The organism is Cyclobacterium sp. 1_MG-2023, assembly GCF_030546805.1.
GTDB lineage: Bacteria > Bacteroidota > Bacteroidia > Cytophagales > Cyclobacteriaceae > Cyclobacterium.
Window position 1 is genome coordinate 77,118 of record NZ_JAUOPC010000007.1, and the last position, 20,249, is coordinate 97,366.

General features: G+C 38.7%; 18 protein-coding genes. 8 read left to right on the forward strand and 10 right to left on the reverse strand.

The genetic code is table 11. The annotated features are described in order from the left end of the window. Window positions 1-4 precede the first annotated feature (4 nt). The 6 genes from Q4534_RS12625 (at window position 5) to Q4534_RS12650 (ending at window position 5,336) form a co-directional block, all read left to right on the forward strand. Entirely contained in the window at window positions 5-1,204 is a 1,200-nt protein-coding gene (locus Q4534_RS12625; protein WP_303613538.1) for an acetyl-CoA C-acyltransferase, read from the forward strand. 25 nt (window positions 1,205-1,229) lie between these two features. Continuing rightward, window positions 1,230-2,030, forward strand: a complete 801-nt coding sequence (locus Q4534_RS12630) for a toxin-antitoxin system YwqK family antitoxin (protein WP_303613539.1) — start codon at window positions 1,230-1,232, stop codon at window positions 2,028-2,030. Window positions 2,031-2,163: 133 nt separating this feature from the next. Continuing rightward, window positions 2,164-3,099, forward strand: coding sequence for a phosphoribosylaminoimidazolesuccinocarboxamide synthase (locus tag Q4534_RS12635; protein WP_303613540.1), 936 nt, complete (start codon window positions 2,164-2,166; stop codon window positions 3,097-3,099). A 123-nt stretch (window positions 3,100-3,222) separates the two neighbouring features. Next, the gene (locus Q4534_RS12640) at window positions 3,223-3,606 is read left to right on the forward strand and encodes an STAS domain-containing protein (protein ID WP_303613541.1); all 384 of its coding nucleotides are present in this window, start codon (window positions 3,223-3,225) and stop codon (window positions 3,604-3,606) included. Window positions 3,607-3,618: 12 nt separating this feature from the next. After that, window positions 3,619-4,533, forward strand: coding sequence for a ribonuclease Z (locus Q4534_RS12645; RefSeq protein ID WP_303613542.1), 915 nt, complete (start codon window positions 3,619-3,621; stop codon window positions 4,531-4,533). A gap of 2 nt (window positions 4,534-4,535) precedes the next feature. After that, on the forward strand, window positions 4,536-5,336 hold the full coding sequence (locus Q4534_RS12650) for a queuosine precursor transporter (RefSeq protein WP_303613543.1): 801 nt from the start codon (window positions 4,536-4,538) through the stop codon (window positions 5,334-5,336). A gap of 142 nt (window positions 5,337-5,478) precedes the next feature. Here the strand turns inward: Q4534_RS12650 and Q4534_RS12655 are convergent, their stop codons facing one another. The 7 genes from Q4534_RS12655 to Q4534_RS12685 all read right to left on the reverse strand — a co-directional run bounded on the left by Q4534_RS12655 (window position 5,479) and on the right by Q4534_RS12685 (window position 13,739). Beyond that, window positions 5,479-6,468 carry a bile acid:sodium symporter family protein gene (locus Q4534_RS12655; RefSeq protein WP_303613544.1) on the reverse strand — a complete coding sequence of 330 codons (990 nt, stop codon included), beginning with the start codon at window positions 6,466-6,468 and terminating at the stop codon, window positions 5,479-5,481. Between the two features lie 67 nt (window positions 6,469-6,535). Further along, a complete protein-coding gene (locus tag Q4534_RS12660) occupies window positions 6,536-7,549 on the reverse strand; it encodes a zinc-binding alcohol dehydrogenase family protein (protein ID WP_303613545.1) in 1,014 nt (337 codons plus the stop codon). A gap of 65 nt (window positions 7,550-7,614) precedes the next feature. Further along, window positions 7,615-9,327: a sulfatase gene (locus Q4534_RS12665; RefSeq protein ID WP_303613546.1), complete on the reverse strand. Its 1,713-nt coding sequence runs from the start codon at window positions 9,325-9,327 to the stop codon at window positions 7,615-7,617. Beyond that, window positions 9,317-10,831 carry a sulfatase-like hydrolase/transferase gene (locus Q4534_RS12670; RefSeq protein WP_303613547.1) on the reverse strand — a complete coding sequence of 505 codons (1,515 nt, stop codon included), beginning with the start codon at window positions 10,829-10,831 and terminating at the stop codon, window positions 9,317-9,319. Before Q4534_RS12670 ends, Q4534_RS12665 begins: the two co-directional genes overlap by 11 nt. A gap of 172 nt (window positions 10,832-11,003) precedes the next feature. Then, a complete protein-coding gene (locus tag Q4534_RS12675) occupies window positions 11,004-11,957 on the reverse strand; it encodes a ThuA domain-containing protein (RefSeq protein ID WP_303613548.1) in 954 nt (317 codons plus the stop codon). 385 nt (window positions 11,958-12,342) lie between these two features. Further along, complete coding sequence (locus Q4534_RS12680) at window positions 12,343-13,251, reverse strand: hypothetical protein (protein WP_303613549.1); 909 nt, start codon at window positions 13,249-13,251, stop codon at window positions 12,343-12,345. 206 nt (window positions 13,252-13,457) lie between these two features. Continuing rightward, window positions 13,458-13,739, reverse strand: a complete 282-nt coding sequence (locus tag Q4534_RS12685; protein WP_303613550.1) for a YciI-like protein — start codon at window positions 13,737-13,739, stop codon at window positions 13,458-13,460. A 334-nt stretch (window positions 13,740-14,073) separates the two neighbouring features. Here Q4534_RS12685 and Q4534_RS12690 point away from each other — a divergent pair, with 334 nt between their 5' ends. Together Q4534_RS12690 and Q4534_RS12695 are read left to right on the forward strand one after the other, a co-directional pair. Then, the gene (locus Q4534_RS12690) at window positions 14,074-14,943 is read left to right on the forward strand and encodes a hypothetical protein (protein WP_303613551.1); all 870 of its coding nucleotides are present in this window, start codon (window positions 14,074-14,076) and stop codon (window positions 14,941-14,943) included. Further along, window positions 14,936-16,492 carry a serine protease gene (locus Q4534_RS12695; RefSeq protein ID WP_303613552.1) on the forward strand — a complete coding sequence of 519 codons (1,557 nt, stop codon included), beginning with the start codon at window positions 14,936-14,938 and terminating at the stop codon, window positions 16,490-16,492. Before Q4534_RS12690 ends, Q4534_RS12695 begins: the two co-directional genes overlap by 8 nt. 33 nt (window positions 16,493-16,525) lie before the next feature. Here Q4534_RS12695 and Q4534_RS12700 read toward each other — a convergent pair whose 3' ends face one another. The 3 genes from Q4534_RS12700 to Q4534_RS12710 form a co-directional block, all read right to left on the reverse strand. Then, window positions 16,526-17,875: a M28 family metallopeptidase gene (locus Q4534_RS12700; protein WP_303613553.1), complete on the reverse strand. Its 1,350-nt coding sequence runs from the start codon at window positions 17,873-17,875 to the stop codon at window positions 16,526-16,528. 120 nt (window positions 17,876-17,995) lie between these two features. Continuing rightward, window positions 17,996-18,883 carry a dienelactone hydrolase family protein gene (locus Q4534_RS12705; protein ID WP_303613554.1) on the reverse strand — a complete coding sequence of 296 codons (888 nt, stop codon included), beginning with the start codon at window positions 18,881-18,883 and terminating at the stop codon, window positions 17,996-17,998. A gap of 406 nt (window positions 18,884-19,289) precedes the next feature. Then, window positions 19,290-20,180, reverse strand: a complete 891-nt coding sequence (locus tag Q4534_RS12710; RefSeq protein WP_303613555.1) for a cation diffusion facilitator family transporter — start codon at window positions 20,178-20,180, stop codon at window positions 19,290-19,292. Window positions 20,181-20,249 lie beyond the last annotated feature (69 nt).

A 20,249-nucleotide genomic window follows, 5' to 3' on the forward strand; every position in this document is an offset into this window, starting at 1 on the left:
CAAAATGAAAGAGGTATATATCGTTGCAGCTACTAGAACTCCCATCGGTGGATTTGGAGGGAAGCTATCTTCACTTTCAGCTAGTGAGTTGGGCGGTATTGCGATCAAATCAGTCTTGGAGAAGAGTGGTTTACAAAATTTCGAAGCGATAGATGAGGTATTGATGGGAAATGTGCTTTCTGCAAACCTAGGGCAAGCTCCGGCAAGACAAGCAGCAATAAAAGCCGGACTACCTACTTCAATCCCATGCACCACTATCAATAAAGTTTGTGCTTCAGGCATGAAGGCGATAATGCTGGGTGCTCAGGCCATTATGTGCGGACAAGCAAAGATAGTAGTTGCCGGAGGAATGGAGAGCATGAGCAATGTCCCTTATTACCTACCCAAGGCTCGTTTTGGATATAAATATGGAGATGGCAGCTTGGTGGACGGCCTGCAGAAAGACGGTTTACAGGAAGTTTATCACAACTTTCCAATGGGGAATTGTGCTGAAAACACTGCCAAAAAAATGGAATTAAGCCGTGAAGCTCAGGATGATTATGCTATTAAAAGCTATCAATTGGCAGCCCGGGCTTGGGAAAAAGGCTTGTTCAAAAATGAGGTAAGCCCCATTACATTAGCAAGTAAGGGGAATAGCATTAATACCATAACTGAGGACGAAGATTTTAGTAAGGTGAATTATGAGAAGATCCCTCAATTAAAACCGGTTTTTTCGCCTGAGGGAACAGTTACCGCTGCCAATGCCTCAAATATAAGCGATGGTGCTGCTGCCGTATTACTAGTCGAAAAGAAAACAGCCTTAGCCTTAAACCTACCTATTGTTGGTAAAATCCTAGCTTTTGCCGATGCAGCAAGAGAGCCCTTGTGGTTTACCACAGCTCCTTCTTTGGCCATCCCTAAAGCTTTGAAAATCGCTGGACTCCAATTAAAAGACATTGACTTTTTTGAAATCAACGAAGCTTTTTCTGCTGTCGCATTGGCCAACCGGCAATTGCTCCAAATCCCTGAAAACAAACTGAATGTTTATGGAGGAGCTGTGGCACTGGGGCACCCATTGGGCTGTTCAGGAAGCCGAATCATCACTACTTTATTGTCTATTTTGCACCAAGAGGACGGTAATATAGGTGTAGCAGGGATTTGCAACGGCGGCGGGGGGGCTTCTGCAATGGTGATAGAAAAAACAAGGGCAATAAATATTCGGTAGACACACAAAAGAAAATTGGAGATAAATGAAACTACTTACTTTTTACTTCCTGCTCCAAATTACTTGTTTCGCCGGTAAATCGTACGCCCAAATTCACAATACCTATTATGATGCCGGACAAACCATCCTTAAGGAAAAGTTTGAAACTATAGAAGGGGTGCCCAATGGTCCCTATATGCTGTATGACCCGCAAGGCCATCTAATCCAAGTAGGACAGTATGAAAATGGTAATCTCTCAGGAATATTTTATGATTTACATCCAATCAGTCAAGATACGCTAAAAACCACCCCCTATAAAAACAACCAACCACACGGCAATGCAAAATCTTACTATCCAAATGGCATGGTATCTCAGATGGCTTCTTACCATGAGGGGCGAATTGAGGGGGAGATTATTGGTTATTTTCCATCAGGAAAACTAAAAAGCAAGACCTTATTTGAAAAAGGAAAACCACATGGACCTCATATTACTTATTTTGAAAATGGGGCCATTCATGAGAAGCAATCCTTTAGGAATGGGGTGTTAGATGGAATTCAATCCGAATTCGATTCTACAAGTCAATTAACCCATGAAAAAAATTACCGAAATGGAAGTTTACATGGACCCTTTATCACCTATTTCACCAATGGCATCAAGTCCACAGAAATAAATTATCAAAACGGTATCAAGCATGGGGATTTTGTCAACTACCATGCAAGCGGTCAAATTGCTATTGAAGGCAATTACAAGCGTGGCTTTAGGCATGGGAAATTCATCTGGAAGGACGAGTCCGGCAACATCACCAAAGAAAAAAATTATAAGGAAGGCATGGAAGATAACAGGTAAACCTTTTGCTTCAAATTTACTGAGTTAATTTAGGCAGTCATTTAGAATTTATTACAGAGATTTTCAGGAACATTGAAAATTTAGAACAAGCATCAGATTATTTTCTATTTTTGTGTTTAAAATCAAAGGCACAATGAACCAAGGTATAAAAAATACACAATTCGAATTCCCGGGACAGCTAGGCTTTTATAAAGGCAAAGTAAGGGATGTCTATATATTTGATCAAGTAATCGCGGTGGTTGCTACTGATAGGATATCCGCCTTTGATGTAGTTTTACCCAAGCCTATACCCTATAAAGGGCAAGTTCTTAACCAAATTGCCTCTTATTTTCTAGCATCTACGGCAAAAATTGTTCCCAACTGGGTCACTTCTACCCCTGACCCCAATGTCACCATAGGTAAAAAATGTGTTCCATTTAAAGTTGAAATGGTGATTAGGGGATACTTGGCAGGTCATGCATGGAGAGAGTATAGAGTAGGAAAACGCAGTATTTGCGGTGTAGCCCTTCCTGACGGGTTAAAAGAAAACGATCAACTGCCCACCCCTATCATTACCCCAACTACCAAAGCTGATCAAGGTCATGACGAGGATATTTCAAGAGAAAACATCCTGCGTGAAGGCATCGTTAGTGAAAAAGATTATTTGCAATTGGAACAGTATACAAGAGACTTGTTTCAGTCGGGAAGTGATATGGCCCGAAGCAAAGGCTTGATCCTAGTGGACACCAAATATGAATTTGGTAAATTTGGAGATCAAATTCTCCTTATAGATGAAATACATACACCTGACTCTTCAAGGTACTTTTATCTGGAAGGCTATGAAAAACGTCAGCAAGAAGGGTTGGAACAAAAACAATTGTCAAAGGAATTTGTAAGGCAATGGCTGATTGAAAATGGCTTTCAGGGCAAGGAAGGTCAGGAAATTCCTGAAATGACCCCTGATCTAATTGAGTCCATTTCCAATAGGTACATTGAATTATATGAACATATCACCGGCAAGAAATTTCAGCCGGGGACAAGTAATGACACCTCAAAAAGAATAAAAGAAGCTATATTGGCAAATATTTAATTGAATGGATCCCTTTGGCCCCATCAGTTTTTGAATTAATTTTAAATCCGTATCTAAAAAAAACACATGAATGGAACATTTTTCTTTCACTCATGTTCAAAATAGGTAAATACATAAAGAATAATGAAATACGCTGTAGATAAAAAAGAACAATTTGTTGTTTTCACCTTATTGGAAGAAAAGCTTGACAGCACACTTTCTCCACAATTAAAATCTGAATTGCTTACCGTTCATGCTGAAGGGTACAAAAACTTAATTTTGGATATGGAAAGTGTGAAATATGCAGACTCTAGTGGGTTAAGTGCATTATTGGTTGGAAATAGAGCTTTCAATGAAGTAGGTGGAGTTTTTGTATTGTCCTCCCTCCAAGAGCATGTAATTAAATTATTGAAAATTTCTATGCTTGATAAAGTTTTTAAAGTAGTGGATGACAATGAAGCAGCTGCAGAAGCTATTTTCATTCATGAAATAGAAAGTGGTAGCGAGAAAGACGAAGAAGAAGAATAACCCTATACGCTTTTGGATTTTAATATCACCATTCTAGGTTCCAATTCAGCCATTCCTGCACATGGACGCAACCAAACATCTCAATTGATTTCCTGGGATGGTGAATCATTTTTGATTGATTGTGGAGAATCAACACAGCTACAACTCAGAAGGTTTAAAATTAAATACTCCAAAATCAACCATATCTTTATATCCCATCTTCATGGCGACCATTATTTGGGATTGATGGGATTGATCAACACTTATAGCCTCAACAACAGAAAGGTCCCTTTACACTTATATGGTCCTAAAGGACTTGATGAAATTATCACCATTCAGCTAAAGTACTCCGCCAGCACGCTAAACTTTCCATTAATTTTCCACCCTACTGTTCCACAGGGGAAAATAAAATTAGTGGAAATCAGAGACCTGACAATTTACTCTTATCCTTTGGAGCATAGAATACCTTGCACAGGATTTAGTTTTGAAGAAAAGAAAGAAAGAGTACACCTGAATAAAGAGATGATGGCCAATTATAAGCCTGAGGTAACAGCCATACACACCCTGCAAACCGGAAAAGATGTTCTTGACAAAGCAGGCAATGTACTGTATAAAGCTGATGATTTCTGTGAGGTATCTCCACCAAGAAAGTACAGTTATTGTTCCGATACTGCTTTTAATTTAGACTTAGTTCCTCACATCAAAGGATCAGATTTACTCTATCATGAGTCTACTTTTATGGAGGATGAGAAAAAACGAGCAAAAATCACCAAGCATAGTACAGCCAAAGAAGCCGCTTTTATTGCCAAGGAAGCAAAGGTAAAGCAATTGCTATTGGGTCATTATTCGAGCAGGTATTCCAAATTAGATCCGCTACTAAAAGAAGCCAAAGAAATATTTGAGAGAAGTTCTTTAAGTGAAGAAGGTAATTCTTATTCTATCAAATAAATATGAACATCAACGAGAAAGTTTATCAATCCAAAAAAACGAATTTATTTATAATTCTAGGAGGGGTCTTTCTCACCAATGCCATTTTAGCAGAAATTATTGGGGTTAAAATTTTTTCAGGGGAGCAAACTTTAGGCTTAACTCCCGCCAATTGGACCTTTTTTGATGCATACATATTGGATTTTAACCTGACCGCGGGAGCGGTAATTTGGCCGGTGGTTTTTATCACCACTGATATTATCAATGAATACTTCGGAAAAAAAGGAGTTCGTAAAATCAGCTTTATCACTGCTGCACTTATAGCCTATGTTTTTATAGTTATCTCCCTTGTCACCAAACTTCCTCCGGCAACTTTCTGGCTAGAGGTAAATCAAGTGGACAATCAAGGAAATCCTTTTAATATTGACTACGCCTTTAACACCATTTTTAGGCAAGGCTTAGGGATTATCATAGGTTCACTTGTTGCCTTTTTAATTGGCCAGTTACTGGATGTCTATATTTTTCAGAAATTAAGACGCATAACCGGTGCAAAAATGATTTGGCTTAGGGCTACCGGCTCTACCTTAGTTTCGCAGTTTATTGACTCTTTTGTAGTGCTTGGTATCGCATTTTATGTGTTCGGAAATTGGTCTCTACAACAGATCATAGCCGTAGGAATAATCAATTACGTTTATAAATTTACTGTGGCCGTAGTGCTTACTCCTGTGCTGTATGCAGGACATGGATTAATCGATCGATACTTAGGTAAAGAAATTGCAGAAAGATTAACCGCTGAAGCTTCAGGAGATCAATCATTTACCTAAGGTTAAAAAGGTTTTATCTCGACTTGCGGTAATCATTCCCTTAAGCTATTTCGGGCCTTGGTGAATAATTAATTGCTAATATCAGGTGAGTGGCACCTGCATATAGGTTTTACATTAAAATTCTATTGATAGCTCTTTTCGCTTAAACTTGCTCTTTGTTTTGCTGAAGGGCCAGCCTTTCTGCCAAAGCACTGCCTAGAATAAGTTGTAAGGTATGGTACAACATCAACGGCAGCAACACCACCCCAAAAATGGTGGGATCAGGAAATAAAATCTTACCCATGACTGCTCCTTGCACCAAAGATTTTTTAGACCCGCAAAATAAGACAGTAATCTTATCAGCCCTATTGAATGAAAGCGACCGCCCCAACAGATACATTCCCAAAGCCATAAAAACAAACAAGAGCAACATCCAAAGTCCTAAGCCTAAAATATTTTGGCCTTCAAACATATTGCCCCCAAATGAATGAGAAAAAGCAGAAAACACAATCAATAGGATTACCAGTTGATCAAAGTTTTTAAGTATTTTACTGTAGGTCTGCACCCAAGAAAAAAGCCATTTATGAAGCAAAAAACCTATCACCACAGGAATAAAAATTTGCTGTACCAGTGCCCAAACAGTATTGAAAATTTCAAAATCGGCATTTTCGGCACTAAGGAAAACCCCCATCCATAAGGGAGTAATTAATATGCCTACAATACTGGATATACTGGCATTAAATATTGCAGCTGGAAGATTCCCTCCTGCAATCGACACCATTACAACGGAGGAGGAAACAGTGGAAGGTAAAGCCGCCAAATAAAAGGCTCCTAGCCAAAACAAATTACCCTCAATGCCAAAAAGGCCATAAAACAATAATATCAATAAAGGGAAAACCAGAAAAGTTGTTCCTTGAATTAGCAGATGTAACTTCCAATTAGACAAACCCGATCTTAAGGTAGAAGGACTAATTTTCACACCATAAAAGAAGAAAATAAGAGATACCCCATAATAGGTTAACTTATCTATGCTTAGATCTCCCCTAGCTATTCCCCAGTCGGGAAATAGGTAAGCCAATAAAATGGTGCCCAGCAATAAAAAGAAAAAATTATTAATCCCGGCTTTAGCCAGTTGGGTTTTAAGTGAAGCCATGCCTATAGTATAATGCAAATTTAAGTCTCCACAAATTACACAAAATGTAACAAGTATAAACCCACCCTTAAAATACTATAACAGTTTTACCTATAGTTTTTCCTGATTCTTGAAGCTTGTGCGCCTTTTTAAAATTATCCACACTAAAACCATTGAAAATAGTATTTAGTGTGGTTTTTAACACTCCCCGATCAATTAAATCGGCCAATTCATTAAGGATTCGCTGTTGCTTTAAAATATCTGAAGTGATAAACAGGGAACGAGTAAACATATATTCCCAAGAGAAGGTCACACTTTTTTCTTTCAGCAACATCAAATTTAGTGGTTTTTCACTGCCTGTAATGGTAACAATATGCCCTTGCGGTTTGACGATATCTACAAGCGTTTCCCAATATCCATTGATATCCACACAGTCGAGTACATAATCTACTTCCTTGAAGTCAATTTGCTCTAAACTGGTTTTTAGCTCATGGTGATTTACCACATGGTCAGCTCCCATGGACTTGCACCAACGTTCAGTTTCATCACGAGAAGCTGTGGCGATCACTGTAAGCCCTGCTACTTGTTTTGCAATTTGTATGGCAATTGAGCCTACACCTCCGGCACCGGCAAGGATTAGTATGGACTTTCCTTTGTCTGTCTTAGGATCCACCTTCATACGGTCAAATATAGACTCCCAGGCAGTAAGCCCGGTCAATGGTAAAGCCACCGCCTCAGCTGCTGACAAGGTCTTAGGCTTTTTCCCTACAATTCGCTCATCCATTAATTGATACCTTGCATTACTCCCACTCCTGCTGATATCACCCGCGTAATATACCTCATCCCCAACTTCAAAATGGCTTACCTTATCACCTACCTCCACAACGGTTCCCAGTCCATCATAACCTATGATCTTTGGACTGTCTAGAATTATACTTTTTGCCGCATTTTGTCTGACTTTAAAGTCTACCGGATTCACAGCTACTGCCGCAACTTCTACTAGTATATCAAATCCCGACGGACTGGGTTTGTCAGTGTCAAACGCAATAAAACTTTCTTCTTCAGTAACTGGGAGCGATCTTCTAAATCCTATGGCCTTCATCTTCTTTCCTCTTTTTATATTTAACCGTTCACTATTCTTATTTGGATAATCAGCTATCCATAAAGCTAATCATTCCAATGCGCGTCGATTACCTTTTGGATATGGGGGTAATCTTTATCAGTCTCGTTTAATTCCTTCCTTAATTTTTTCAACTCTTTTTTCAATTCAGCTATGGTGTCGGAGTAAGCAGGATCACCATAAAGATTATTCATTTCTTTAGGGTCTTTTTCTAAATCATAAAACTCCCAGGCTACCGGGGTATGGGTAGTAAAATCATTCCCCCAGCTAGCTTTATTCCAATCCGCATTGGGATCTTCTGTATCTACCCAATATTTCCCATAATAAAAAATCAATTTATAGCGTTTGGTCCTCACCCCAAAATGTGCAGGGTTTCCGTGCCGATGAGCCAAATGCATCCAATACCTGTAATAAGTTGATTTTTGCCAATCTTCAGGTTCTTCATTGGTTTCCAGTATTTCCCTGAAACTATTCCCTTGCATATATTCAGGCTTTTCACCTCCTGCCATTGCTATTAGCGTTGGAGCAAAATCCGTATTGTTAATTATTGCATCTGTCCTGGTATTTGCTTGAATTTTGTCAGGGTAACTAATGAAAAATGGCATTCTTAAGGATTCTTCATACATCCAGCGCTTGTCTATATAATCATGCTCCCCAAGCATAAAACCTTGATCACTGGTGTAAACAATAATCGTATTTTCTATCAATCCATTTTCTTTTAAATAGGCTAAAAAGCGCTTCATATTGTCATCTATTCCCTTGACACAGCGAAGGTATTTCTTCAAATAGCTTTGGTAAACACTTGAAGCATAAGCCTTCTCGTCCTCATCCATTTCCCATTTTACCAATTCACCGGGTAAAATATCCGCTGCATTTCTATAGTTTTTATGATTAGGCCCCTGCCAAATATTCATGGCCTGATTTCTTATCAAATTCCTATGTGAAACAGAAGAGCCTATGTATCTGGTCAAACGATCTCCTTCACCCCTTGTCGCCACCGAACCATTGTTTGCATTGTCATATAAACTTTCCGGTTCAGGAATAAAAACCTCTTCCAAATAATCCTCATACCTTGGAGCATTTTCAAAATCATCATGAGGCGCTTTAAAATGGTACATGAGGAAGAATGGCTTATCCTCTTCTTTCTCTTTTTCAAACCAATCTATTACTTGGTCAGTGATAACATCGGAAGAATGTCCTTCATATTGAACTTCATTTGAAGGCCAAGGCTTCTCCCCTTGCACCCTAAAAGTTGGATCAAAATAAGTCCCTTGCTGTTCAAGAACTTTATAATAGTCAAATGATGCCGGTTCTTCTTTGAGGTGCCACTTCCCTATAATGGCTGTTTGATAGCCAAGTTTTTTTAACTCCAAAGGCAAATATTGTTTTTCAGGAGCTAGACTACCCTCTAGGTCAATCACACCATTTGTTTGGGCACGTTGACCTGTTAAGACGGCAGCCCTACTGGGTACACAAATAGAATTATTGACAAAACAATTCACAAATATCATACCCGATTTGGCCAAGCTATCCAAAGTAGGGGTGGGGTTTAAGCCTGCCAGTCTACTACCATACACACCGAATGCCTGACTGGTATGATCATCAGCCATAATGTATATAATATTGGGCCTGGGCCTCTCTGGAGATTGGCTATCGTTCTTGTTTTCTGTTCCGCATGAAAACAATAACATTACCAACCATAATGAATTAAAAGAGGCGAATTGCTTAAAAGTAGAAGTGTCTGAAATATTAAATGTCATAATCCGCTGCATTTAAAACCAATGCATCATTTAATTGAATTTGTTTTTGCTGAAGTGCTGCAAATAGCGTTTTAATTCTATCTTGATATTCTGGTTGATCTGCTAAATCATTCATTTCAAAAGGGTCTTTTTCCATATCAAATAAAAGTAATTTTTTTGCCTTCGGATAGACAGTAAGCTTATAACCATCTTTTTTTATCATCCGTTGATTTTTCAAATAAGCCCCATAAATGTCTTCATAAATCCGCTCCTCATTCCCATGAATAAGACCCAAAAGACTATTAAACTCTACATAATCCGGTTTTTCTACCCCCGCAATATCTAATATCGTGGCCATAGCATCTTGAATATAGATGTCTTGTTCTAACCTTTGTCCTTTTGGTAGGTTGGGTCCAGAAATGATAAAGGGTGCAGCCATGCTATGGTCAAACATGGTTTGTTTCCCCATTAAGCCATGGCTCCCCATAGCTAGACCATGATCAGCTGTGAAAATTATATAGGTATTTTCTCGAAGGCCTTTCCTTTCCAGTTCATTAAATATTTCTCCTATCTGATGATCCATATGTGAAATAATGGCATAATATTCTTGAAGATGCTTTTTAACGGAATAAGGCGTGCGGGGATAAGGTGCCAATGCTTCATCCCTTAATGCAGGTCCATTTCCTATCTCATCTTTATAGGGATATTCAGGCATGAAGTTTTTAGGAATTTTTATATCATCCACAGAATAAAGGTCTAAAAAGCTTCCTGGGGATTGTCTTGGATCATGGACAGCATTAAAAGCCAAATACATAAAAAATGGATTATTCGAATTAGAGGCACTGTCTAAAAACGCATAGGCATCATTCCTTACCACTTCGCTCCAGTGAGTCCCTCCTTCCCAGAAACCACCAAAAGCCGGATCCGAAGGCGACCAATTGTCCTCATTTTCACTGAGTGGCCTATTGTAGCCTATCGGCATGATGGTTTGTGGATCAACTCCAATTTTACTAATGGAATCAAACTTCGCACCCATATTATTTCCTGACCAGGCATCCCTAGGCATTCCCGGTCGAATGTTAACAGCATGATTAAATATATCTGTTGCAGGAACATCAACATGCCATTTACCTGTCATATAGGTTTCATAACCGGAGTTCTCAAGCAACTTGGGCAAAGTAAAATCTGTTTTATCTCCTTTCTTCCACTCCTCTTTAATATTAAATGCATTCCATACGCTCCTTCCGGAAATCATCATGCTCCTAGATGCTGTACATACTGCACCGGACCAACTACCCATATTATAGGCTTTTCTAAATGATGTGCCCTCGGTCATTAACTTATCGAGGTTTGGTGTATATATTTCATTTTGTTCCAACTGATCTAAGACCTCAAAAGTCATGTCATCAGCAAAAACAAATAATATGTTTGGTTTTTTTTCTTGGCTTTCCTGTTGGACCTCGTTTGTTCCACAGCTGAGGAGAAATATGCTCAGTAAAAAAAGGCAGGGTTTAATTTTTTTCATCAATTATTAGATTTAGTAAATGCCTATTAATAGGCAAAGAGGAAATAATTTAATGGTTAATTGCTATATTCTTGATTATAATCACTCAGTATTTGTTCTTCCAATTCATTAATAAACACTGATTGATACAATGGTACTTATTAGTGCTATCAATTTGAAAGTAAAGCTTTTCTCAAAAGGTAAAAGACCTAGATTTGGAGGCCTCTTTTGTTGGGAAATCATTTGGAATAGGAATGGTAACTTTCCCCGTAGCAGCCCATTCCACGCCCCTTGTAAATGAGGTAATAAACCCTACACCTTCTAGAGACCCTTGGTCATGACCAAGCGTGGTATGGAACACTTTTCCTTTTCCATAATCTATCACCATAAAGACCGGTTCATATCGACCATCTCTATTTTTATTGGTGAGGTCTTCACCTGTTGCTAAAATTGTCATGTTCTTGGCAGGGCCTCTCAGCCTGGCATAACACTCGTCTTTAGCTGAAATCCAACTTTTAGGCATACCTGCTGTAATTGGATGACTTTCATCTGTCAAATGTATGGTGAAATTATTTTTGGCTCCGTGTGCTCCGGCAGTGCCCGAACTATTGTCCCTGACCAATTTCCCTTCGGAATCATAATATACATATGGCCCATCCTTCTCATTTCGACCTCCCCAGCCTCCTATGCCTATCATTTCATTGTATGCCTCCCATTCCGGAAATGAATTGTCTGCAGCATGCACACTAACAAAACCTCCACCTGAATGGACAAACTGCTCAAATTTCTTCATGGTTTTAGCAGGCCATGGAGCTGCATTCCAACCAAAATTGGAAACCACCACATCATAAGACATAAAGTCTGGGCTAAATTCAGGATCTGCTTTTGGCTCCTTTAAATCTTCCGTTTTACCAGCCTCGGCTTTAGTTAAATAAGAACTGTTTTCAGCACCATTCCAGGTAAATTTGGTTCGCTCAATGGTCACTTCGAAAAGACCGGTTTCCTCCAACTGACTTTTCATCATCAAACTTGTCTTAGGCCAAGCTGAATGATTGTTTTGCCCATCCACGATTAACACCTTGATCTTATCGTTTTCAGGGTTGGCATAGGAAAATTGAACCAATAGGCTCAATACTATTAAAAACATAGATTTTAAATACATAATTATGACTTATTTTTTAGATACAAAGCTGTCATTGTCCGTCCAAAACAACTTAAATTGACACAATGATAAAACGTTTATTCAGTAAAATGGAACATACCCTAATCTAATCCCTACATCCTCATCCGAATTATCATTTTTTATTGCGTAGGACTCCAATGTACTAATCTAAAAAAATAAATTATAAATAACCTCCACTTTGGAAAAAAGGCTTGGCATTACCCATAATGAAAAAGGCTATGTTCAATTTCCTTATTTAATAATTAATGAAAAAATTATTAATCAAATACTCGAAAATAAGTACGCCCGGTCATGCCAATTATTCTTGTAAGGGTATCTTGAGTAACAAATTGGAACTTAAAAAGATAGCCTAATCGGTAATCATTGCTTCTTTCAATTTTTTCACTTCATCTTGTAATTTTCGAAGCTCTTGAATCTGCTCTTCCTGATAAATGATATAAAGGGTTAGCTCCTCTATTTTTTCTAATAATTTGGCGTTCATTTCACCTAAATTGACCCCATCCTTTATCACTTCTGCAGTTTTTGGTATTCCTGGCAAATGTCCATTTTCCTTAATGAACGATTTTAGTTCCCCTAAGCTCCTTAAGTGATAGCCCTCCTTAAAAACATAATCCGCCCATCCATCTAAGGAAATATTCACTTCTTCAGCCTGAACCTTTCCTTTAACTAAAACTCCGCCCATATTAAATTCCGCTTGCAAATTATTGCTAGAATAACCTCGAATGATCCAACTCAAATTTGCTCCTCCTTTACCGTATTGACGCATGTAAGCACCACTATTGTTTGAATTGATTTCGGTGTAACTCGACTCCCCTCCCAAAAATTTACCTGAACCATTTATGGTGAGATTATGGGAGATCTCTTTTGTCCCTACACCTACACCTTTATTTGAGATAGAAAAAATTGGAAGTGTCGACCCTCCAAAAAAGAAATCACTACCGCCCTGATCATACCAAATCTGATTATATGCCCTAGAACCACCACTCCACCTTCTATACCTTGTCTTAAGTCCAAAATCATTAACACCAATGGATACACCTCTTTTATCACTATCCTTTCCTTGTACAAACTGCACAAATTCGTCTCCCATTATATATAGATCTCCACGCAACACTGTTCGTCCAACCACTTCTAATTTATCTTCCGGATTGAGGGTGCCTATACCTATATTTCCTTTTGATTGAATTTTATTATCTGTGGATTGACCAATAACACTTTCACAGATCAATAAAAATGCAAAAACGATTGAATATCTCATCTTAAAATAAAATTAGAATGCTACAAAATATTTTATTATCAATAAAAGTATATTTAAAACAAACCATATTTAAACTATAAAATAACCCCATTAAAAAATTAATATATGATGAATATAAAAAATTAATTAAAAAAAAGCAAGCTTAAACCTCGAACAAACGGGAAGCCTTATGGGAAGCAAAATTATAACAGAGACCCTATAATCGATCAAACAACTCCAACAACTACTTTCCACTCCCTCAGCTCCCAGCTTTCCACAAGTCCATTTGTAACGTATGGATCCGCTTTTATAAAATCTCTAGCATCATTTTCTCCTTCAGATCGGAAAATCAAAACAGCTTTATCTGCAGGTCTTGAAAGTGCTCCCCCCATTAACAACACCCCTTTTTTATAAAACTCATCTGCTAGTGCCAAGTGATCTTCTCTAAACTCACCCCTGTTTTCCATATAGCCTTCAGATAACAAATAAGTTAACATATAGTATTTCATAGCTCTCTATTTTAATTATTTATTGAATACACATCATCAAAATATACTTTCTCAACGAAAAATTTTATCTAATATTTATCTTCACATTTGTTGATATAATATCAGAGCAGTAATCGTACCTAACTATACATGCTAAGGATTTTTGGTTATTTAGGCCCCTTAGTGTTTTTTCTGAAAACAAATCAGCTAGTCATCCACAAAATGAACATTCTAGACATGGACCCGAAACGAAATAAATCCTTAATTATCTATCTATCCCGATTTTTTTGTTAAATTAGAGTAAGCACAACCACATTTTCTACCATTTCATTACAATAACCAAACCCTTCAGGTAATGGAAGAGCAGAACCCCTCCACAAGCAATTCTTCTGATAAACCATTAAAAGATTTGATCCCTGATGGACAAGGGAACCATAAGCCTGGAAAGTTTCAGGCTTTTGCTGCTATTTTCAATGGATTAGGGATTGGCGCATTTTTAGGTTTGCTTTTGGGATTATCTGTCTCCCCAGTAGTGAGCGGCGTAATAGGAACCATTTCTTCTTTATTGGCTATTTTGGTGGGATTAAATGAAAAATTCTTGGATCCGATCAAAAGTCTGAGAATAGGTTCTTTTGGCTTATTTTCAGTTGTTGGAATTCTATTAGGGCTTTATATCCGAGCAAACAATCCATTTGCCCCTAGCTTAGCTGATAAAATGACTGCTTATACTGAAATTGGCTATACCGAGGAAGAGGCGAGGCAATTTGTAACAGGTTTCATCCAGGCAGACTCCACCATCGCCAAAAGAGAGGCCAATGTTCTCTACACCACTGAGTTTAAAATTGAAGCTTGTGATTTTTTGGTGTATGCCAATTCCGAAACCCCTCCGGAAGAAATCCACAATACTTTTCTCTCAGCCGGCGGAATATGGGAAGAATTGGCGATCAATTTTAAAAATGACCTAGCTGAACCGCTGAGTATCGAAACATTATTGATATTGAGAGACAGTTTCTGTGGAGATAACCTAAATGCTACTTCCAGCATAATAGTGGGCCAGGAAATCACACAACTCAATCAAAAAAGCAGTCTAAAAGAAATGATCCTTGCTTTTGAAAAATCCAAAGCCCCTTGGCCAGAGGTGATAAATGGATTAAAAAATCAATTTACACCAGATGAAGTGGAAATGATTCTTCATTCGCTGATTAAAATTTTCAACCATGAATAAGATAATTTGGTGCCTCGTCCTGTCATTGTTACTCTCCTATAAAATTTCTGCCAGACAATTTGATCCGGATAAAGTGAAAAATGCCTTGGTTAAAGTGATCGTCCCGGTAAAAAACAATACTTCCAATGCCTTAACAGGTTTTGTATGGAAAACACCGAATCAAGTGGTTACCTCCCTTCATGGCATGAGCCGAAACGGTGAAATAAGAATATTGTATCAAGGGCAAGCTTGGCGAAAGGCAAGGATAAAAAAAGTGCTTCAAAAAGCCGATTTGGTTCTTTTGGAATTGATTGAAGGACAAGCCCCTCCCCCTTCAACAGTGGTCCCCATTAGCCAATTTAATACTTCAAAGGTGAAATTTGGAACTGATGTGTTTGCGATTGGGTACAATGGGGGCGCGACTGGAAGTTCTTCTAGACAAATGAAAAAAGGATTTGTAAACCCTGAAACGCTCAGCCATCTGATACCTAAAAAGGACAAAGAAGCTTTGGCTAAAATCGGATTCCCGGCCCTTGACCTCAATATCCTTTACCTTGAGGGAAGCCTCTTACCCGGATTTTCTGGGGCACCGGTATTTGACCAGCAGAGCAAGCTCATTGGTATAGGAGATGGCGGACTTGAAAAAGGCGCCAGCAATGTAAGCTGGATTATTCCCGCAGGATATCTAACCGAACTGGAAAACTCATCAACTAATTCCCTTCCCAGTGGTTTTGAAAACTTAAGCCAACTTTTTTCCGCTGCAGCCATTATTGAGTCCCCAAGTACTAACCCAACATCATTTGATTCGAATAAAATGATTTTGTCCGGATCAAGTTCCGCAAGGACAAATATCGCCCCTATCAAAGCCATTGGTTTTGAATTTCACCCTACAAAGAACAGATCCCTAACCGATATGATTGAGTCCTCTGATGACCCTGAAAACCTACTCATGCTTTCAGATGAATTTGAGCTTGATATGAATATTCAATTGGATTACGACGCCATGCGTTTTGATATTTATGAAGACATCAATACCGGAGTAGTCATTGCTGTACCCGAAGGGATCTCACTTATGTACAACCCTTCCGAAGAAGCATTTCAAGCCATTAATCCGGATAATAATGACATGCAGCTTTACTTTTATGGTGTGCAAAATGATTTTTCACAGACCAACTTTGAAGACCTTTTGGTAGCTGTTGGTGAAATAATCAATCAAAACTTTGCCATGCGCTTTGGTGTTAGTGGTTTCACCATTGATACTGAATACTCTCTTTGGAATGAATTTGATGGAGGAAGGAAAATAGCGTGGATATTATCCTTAGGTAACGAATACCTTATGGGGCAGGATGGACTTCAATACGGACTTTATGTATACATGACCCTACTGATGACGGAAGAAAAGACTTTTATGTCAATTGCCACCATACCTATTCCGGCAGAGGTAGTTGCATTTGCGATATCATCCGGTATGGACTGCAATAATCCGGGGATGTTTGCTGAATACTGTGATTACTTCAATAAGGTATTTAAAACCTTTTCGGCAGCTCATTTGCTAAATTTCGCATATTAAACTAATAATCCATCCACTATGCACTTCACCTTGCTAATCCCTTACAGGCTTAGGAAATACAGCAAGACTTTCTTGACCATTTTCCCCTACGGCTTGAACAGCAAAGAAATAATTGTCTTTTGAGTAAAGCAAATCAATGGATTTTTCTTTGATAAAGAATTTCTTTTCCCACATTGAGGAACTGGTTTCCCGAAGTAAAACATAGTAACCTGCAACCTGCCCATTTTTTGGTTCTTCCCAAACCAATTGAGTGCTGTTTGTGAGCTCGCTAATGCGTATCCCCACATTTTGAGGTACAGATGGCGCTCCTGCCAGGTTGGCCAAAACCGCTAGGTTGGCAGCCGTATTTTTTCGCAAGTATTCAAAATCAATATGCTCCACTTTGTCCCCATAGGCTATGCCATCAGCTACCCTTAGGTCCTGATGCTGCTGGGTATAATTTTCATTCATCTCGCAAAGCCGTACTGCGGTAAACCCTTCTCTGGAAAATGGAGTATGGTCTCCTCCTCTTAAAAAACGATCATTTCTATAAATCAATTTTATTTCCAAATGAGCAACATAGCGTTCTGCCACCTCTTTGATATACCTGGCAAGTTGCCTTGACTTACTGTCATTCTCTGCATTGGTCCGCTGTCTAAAGGCAGCCATATCCTCCGTTTCATAAAGGGGCACTCCTTCACTAAAGACCCTTAACTTTAAATTGTCCCTAATTCCAGTACCGCTTGATTGGCTATTTCCAATCATGTCATTGTTGATCATTGCTACTAAATTCCAATGTTCCTCTTTGGCTTTTTTGGCCAAATGACTAGCACCTATCAAACCTTGTTCTTCTCCGGATACAGCCACAAAAACTATGGTGGCAGGAAAACTCCGCGCTGACATAATCCTTACCATCTCTATTAAAGCCACCACGCCGGATCCATCATCATTAGCACCGGGTGCATCACTCTCTTGATTCATGATATCTGAAACCCTGCTGTCAATATGCCCACTCACTACAAAAACCCTGTCATCATTCGGGTTGCTTCCTTTTAGCGTTGCCATTACATTCCCCATCTTCACTTCCCTGTTTACCCGCTTTCCATCGGTATAAACAGGGAAATAATCGATGCTTGAGCTAAGCCTGCCTCTGGATTGACTTTCAAATGACTTGAACTTTGCCAAAACGTATTTTCTGGCTGCTTCAATCCCTCTATTCTCAGTCTCTTCACTTAAGGAGTGACGGGTACCATATGCAACCAATCCTTCCAAATAATAAGCTAAACTATCAGAAGAAACCTGCGCTGTCATTTCTTGAATTTCAGGGTTTCGTATGATAGTAGTCACTTGAGAAAAACCGGACATGGCCCAGAAGAAAAGAAATCCAAAAAAAACAACCTTCATTTGTATAAATTTAAATGGATCAGGCCAGTACACCCGATACAGAATTAATTTCACTAAGACTCAAAATGAACCTTCTCTGTGAGAAGTCTCACTAGGGAATTGGCTCAAAGGAATAGATTTTCAACTCAATTTTTCCTTAAAAAAATCAATGGTTCTTCCCCAAGCAAGTTTTGCTGCAGCCTCATCATATCGTGGGGTAGAATGGTTGTGAAAACCATGGTTCACCTCTGGATACATATAAGCAGTATACGTTTTATTATTCGCCTTTAATGCTTCCTCATAATCCGGCCATCCTGCATTTACTCTTTTATCCAATTCCGCAAAATGTAACATTAAAGGAGCTTGAATTTTTGCAGTTTCTTCAGCTGAGGGTTGGCCTCCATAAAATGGCACAGCGGCAGAAAGGTCAGGTACTCTCACTGCCATCATATTGGAAACCCATCCTCCAAAGCAAAATCCTACTACCCCTACTTTACCTGTGCAATGTTCATGGGCTTTCAAGGTTTCAAACCCCGCAATAAAATCCTGTAACATTTCTTCTCTGTCCCTTTTCCCCTGCATTGTTCTACCCTCGTCGTCCGTACCGGGGTATCCTCCCATAGGTGACAAGGCATCGGGAGCCAATGCAATAAAACCATCCAAGGCAGCCTGTCGGGCTGTATCCTCGACATAGGGATTGAGCCCTCTGTTTTCGTGCACCACCACTATCCCCGGCAATTTACCTTTTGCTTCTTTTGGACGTACCAAAAGGGCTTTCATTTTTCCTGCACCTTTTGGTGAATCGTAGGTAATCGTTTCTTCCACTAGTCGAGGATCCACAGCAGAAAACCGACTTGTTTTGGCATAATTTGGCGTCAAAAAACCCATGATGGCAGACACTGTTAGGCCCCCAACCGCAAATTTGGATAGCTTATTTACAAAATCTCTTCGCTCGATCCTACTGTGTGCATAATCGTCATATAGGTCAAAAACTTCTTGGTCAAGGTCTTCCTTTTTTAAGTCTTTCATGGCTTGGTTTTTATAGGTTTAAAATGGAATATCATCAAAAGTTGTCTAGTATTAAGATACTATAGGTGACCTTAATTGATGCTGCTTACCTACGAGGCCCTAGAGACCAACTCCTGATAATGTTATTCAATATAAAAAATATAATAGATATCTGTCTCTTTTCCACGCATTTCATTTCTTTACCCACGCGAAAGTGTCTATTTAACCTAATGGCCCCATTGAGATTGTCGTATAGGCCTAAAAATAAAACATAAAAAATTCTATCACTTAATTTTCATTTAACTGATGCAATGAAAATGAAGCCTTTCAATATTACTAGCTGACATTTAATGGGTATTATAAAGCCTTATGCGTTCAATTTCAAATTCCGCCTACTGACAGGCTTAAAAGCCCTCAAAAAAACGGACTAACTATCCTCTGAAACCAAAGTACAATTCTCAGTATCCAATTCAGTCTCAATAGTAAAATGTTTAAAATGGTATTTTTTCAAAAGGGTCTTAGCTTCATTTTTCACATTCAATATATGATCAAACGAGTCAATTCTCTCCAGTTTCAAATGAGTAGAGAAAACATGATGTTCGCCCTCTAAAGACCAAATATGGGTGTGATGTAAGGATTGTACATGATCTATTGAAAGTAATTCTTTTTCAATTTTCACCAAATCAATTTCTTTGGGAACCCCTTGGAGAAACACATACAAAGTCTCCTTCAATCTCCCCATCACTCCCCATAGAATATATGCCGTTATAAAAAGAGAAAGAGCAGGATCTAAATAGGGTATATCCTTGAAGTACAAAACAATCGCTACAATCATAACTGCTACCCACCCTAAAACATCTTCAAGTAAATGCCAAGAAACCACTTTCTCATTTAGGGTTTTTCCTCCACTCATTTTCCATGCAGCATAACCATTGACAAGTATACCTAATATGGCAAAATAAAACATTCCTGCAGCATCTGATTGCTCCGGGTTTAGCAAGCGACCGACAGCCTCACTTATCACATACACAGAGCCACCAATCAACACGAGACTATTGATAAGCGCGCCTAATAGAGAAAATCTAGAGTAGCCAAATGAAAATTTTGCGTCTGATTTTTGTTCAGACTTTTTATCCAAATACCAAGCAGACCCTAAGGCAAGGCTATCTCCCAAGTCATGTACTGCATCTGAAATGATTGCAATACTATTTACATACAAGCCACCTACAATTTCCAAAAGGGTAAATCCCAAATTTAAAAAAAATGCGATTTTCAGATTTTTCCCTGATTGATGGTGGTGATGATGGTGCGCTCCCATATTATAGTTTCAGCCAGTCTAAAACAATGATGCAATTACTGTTAAATCCGAAATATGCTATAGGCCTTC

Excerpts from the sequence above, each read along its gene's own strand:
- Q4534_RS12625 (WP_303613538.1), top strand. The coding sequence starts at position 5 with ATGAAAGAGGTATATATCGTTGCAGCTACTAGAACTCCCATCGGTGGA.
- Q4534_RS12630 (WP_303613539.1), top strand. The coding sequence starts at position 1,230 with ATGAAACTACTTACTTTTTACTTCCTGCTCCAAATTACTTGTTTCGCC.
- Q4534_RS12635 (WP_303613540.1), top strand. The coding sequence starts at position 2,164 with ATGAACCAAGGTATAAAAAATACACAATTCGAATTCCCGGGACAGCTA.
- Q4534_RS12640 (WP_303613541.1), top strand. The coding sequence starts at position 3,223 with ATGAAATACGCTGTAGATAAAAAAGAACAATTTGTTGTTTTCACCTTA.
- Q4534_RS12650 (WP_303613543.1), top strand. The coding sequence starts at position 4,536 with ATGAACATCAACGAGAAAGTTTATCAATCCAAAAAAACGAATTTATTT.
- Q4534_RS12655 (WP_303613544.1), bottom strand. The coding sequence starts at position 6,468 with ATGGCTTCACTTAAAACCCAACTGGCTAAAGCCGGGATTAATAATTTT.
- Q4534_RS12660 (WP_303613545.1), bottom strand. The coding sequence starts at position 7,549 with ATGAAGGCCATAGGATTTAGAAGATCGCTCCCAGTTACTGAAGAAGAA.
- Q4534_RS12665 (WP_303613546.1), bottom strand. The coding sequence starts at position 9,327 with ATGACATTTAATATTTCAGACACTTCTACTTTTAAGCAATTCGCCTCT.
- Q4534_RS12670 (WP_303613547.1), bottom strand. The coding sequence starts at position 10,831 with ATGAAAAAAATTAAACCCTGCCTTTTTTTACTGAGCATATTTCTCCTC.
- Q4534_RS12675 (WP_303613548.1), bottom strand. The coding sequence starts at position 11,957 with ATGTTTTTAATAGTATTGAGCCTATTGGTTCAATTTTCCTATGCCAAC.
- Q4534_RS12680 (WP_303613549.1), bottom strand. The coding sequence starts at position 13,251 with ATGAGATATTCAATCGTTTTTGCATTTTTATTGATCTGTGAAAGTGTT.
- Q4534_RS12685 (WP_303613550.1), bottom strand. The coding sequence starts at position 13,739 with ATGAAATACTATATGTTAACTTATTTGTTATCTGAAGGCTATATGGAA.
- Q4534_RS12690 (WP_303613551.1), top strand. The coding sequence starts at position 14,074 with ATGGAAGAGCAGAACCCCTCCACAAGCAATTCTTCTGATAAACCATTA.
- Q4534_RS12695 (WP_303613552.1), top strand. The coding sequence starts at position 14,936 with ATGAATAAGATAATTTGGTGCCTCGTCCTGTCATTGTTACTCTCCTAT.
- Q4534_RS12700 (WP_303613553.1), bottom strand. The coding sequence starts at position 17,875 with ATGAAGGTTGTTTTTTTTGGATTTCTTTTCTTCTGGGCCATGTCCGGT.
- Q4534_RS12705 (WP_303613554.1), bottom strand. The coding sequence starts at position 18,883 with ATGAAAGACTTAAAAAAGGAAGACCTTGACCAAGAAGTTTTTGACCTA.
- Q4534_RS12710 (WP_303613555.1), bottom strand. The coding sequence starts at position 20,180 with ATGGGAGCGCACCATCATCACCACCATCAATCAGGGAAAAATCTGAAA.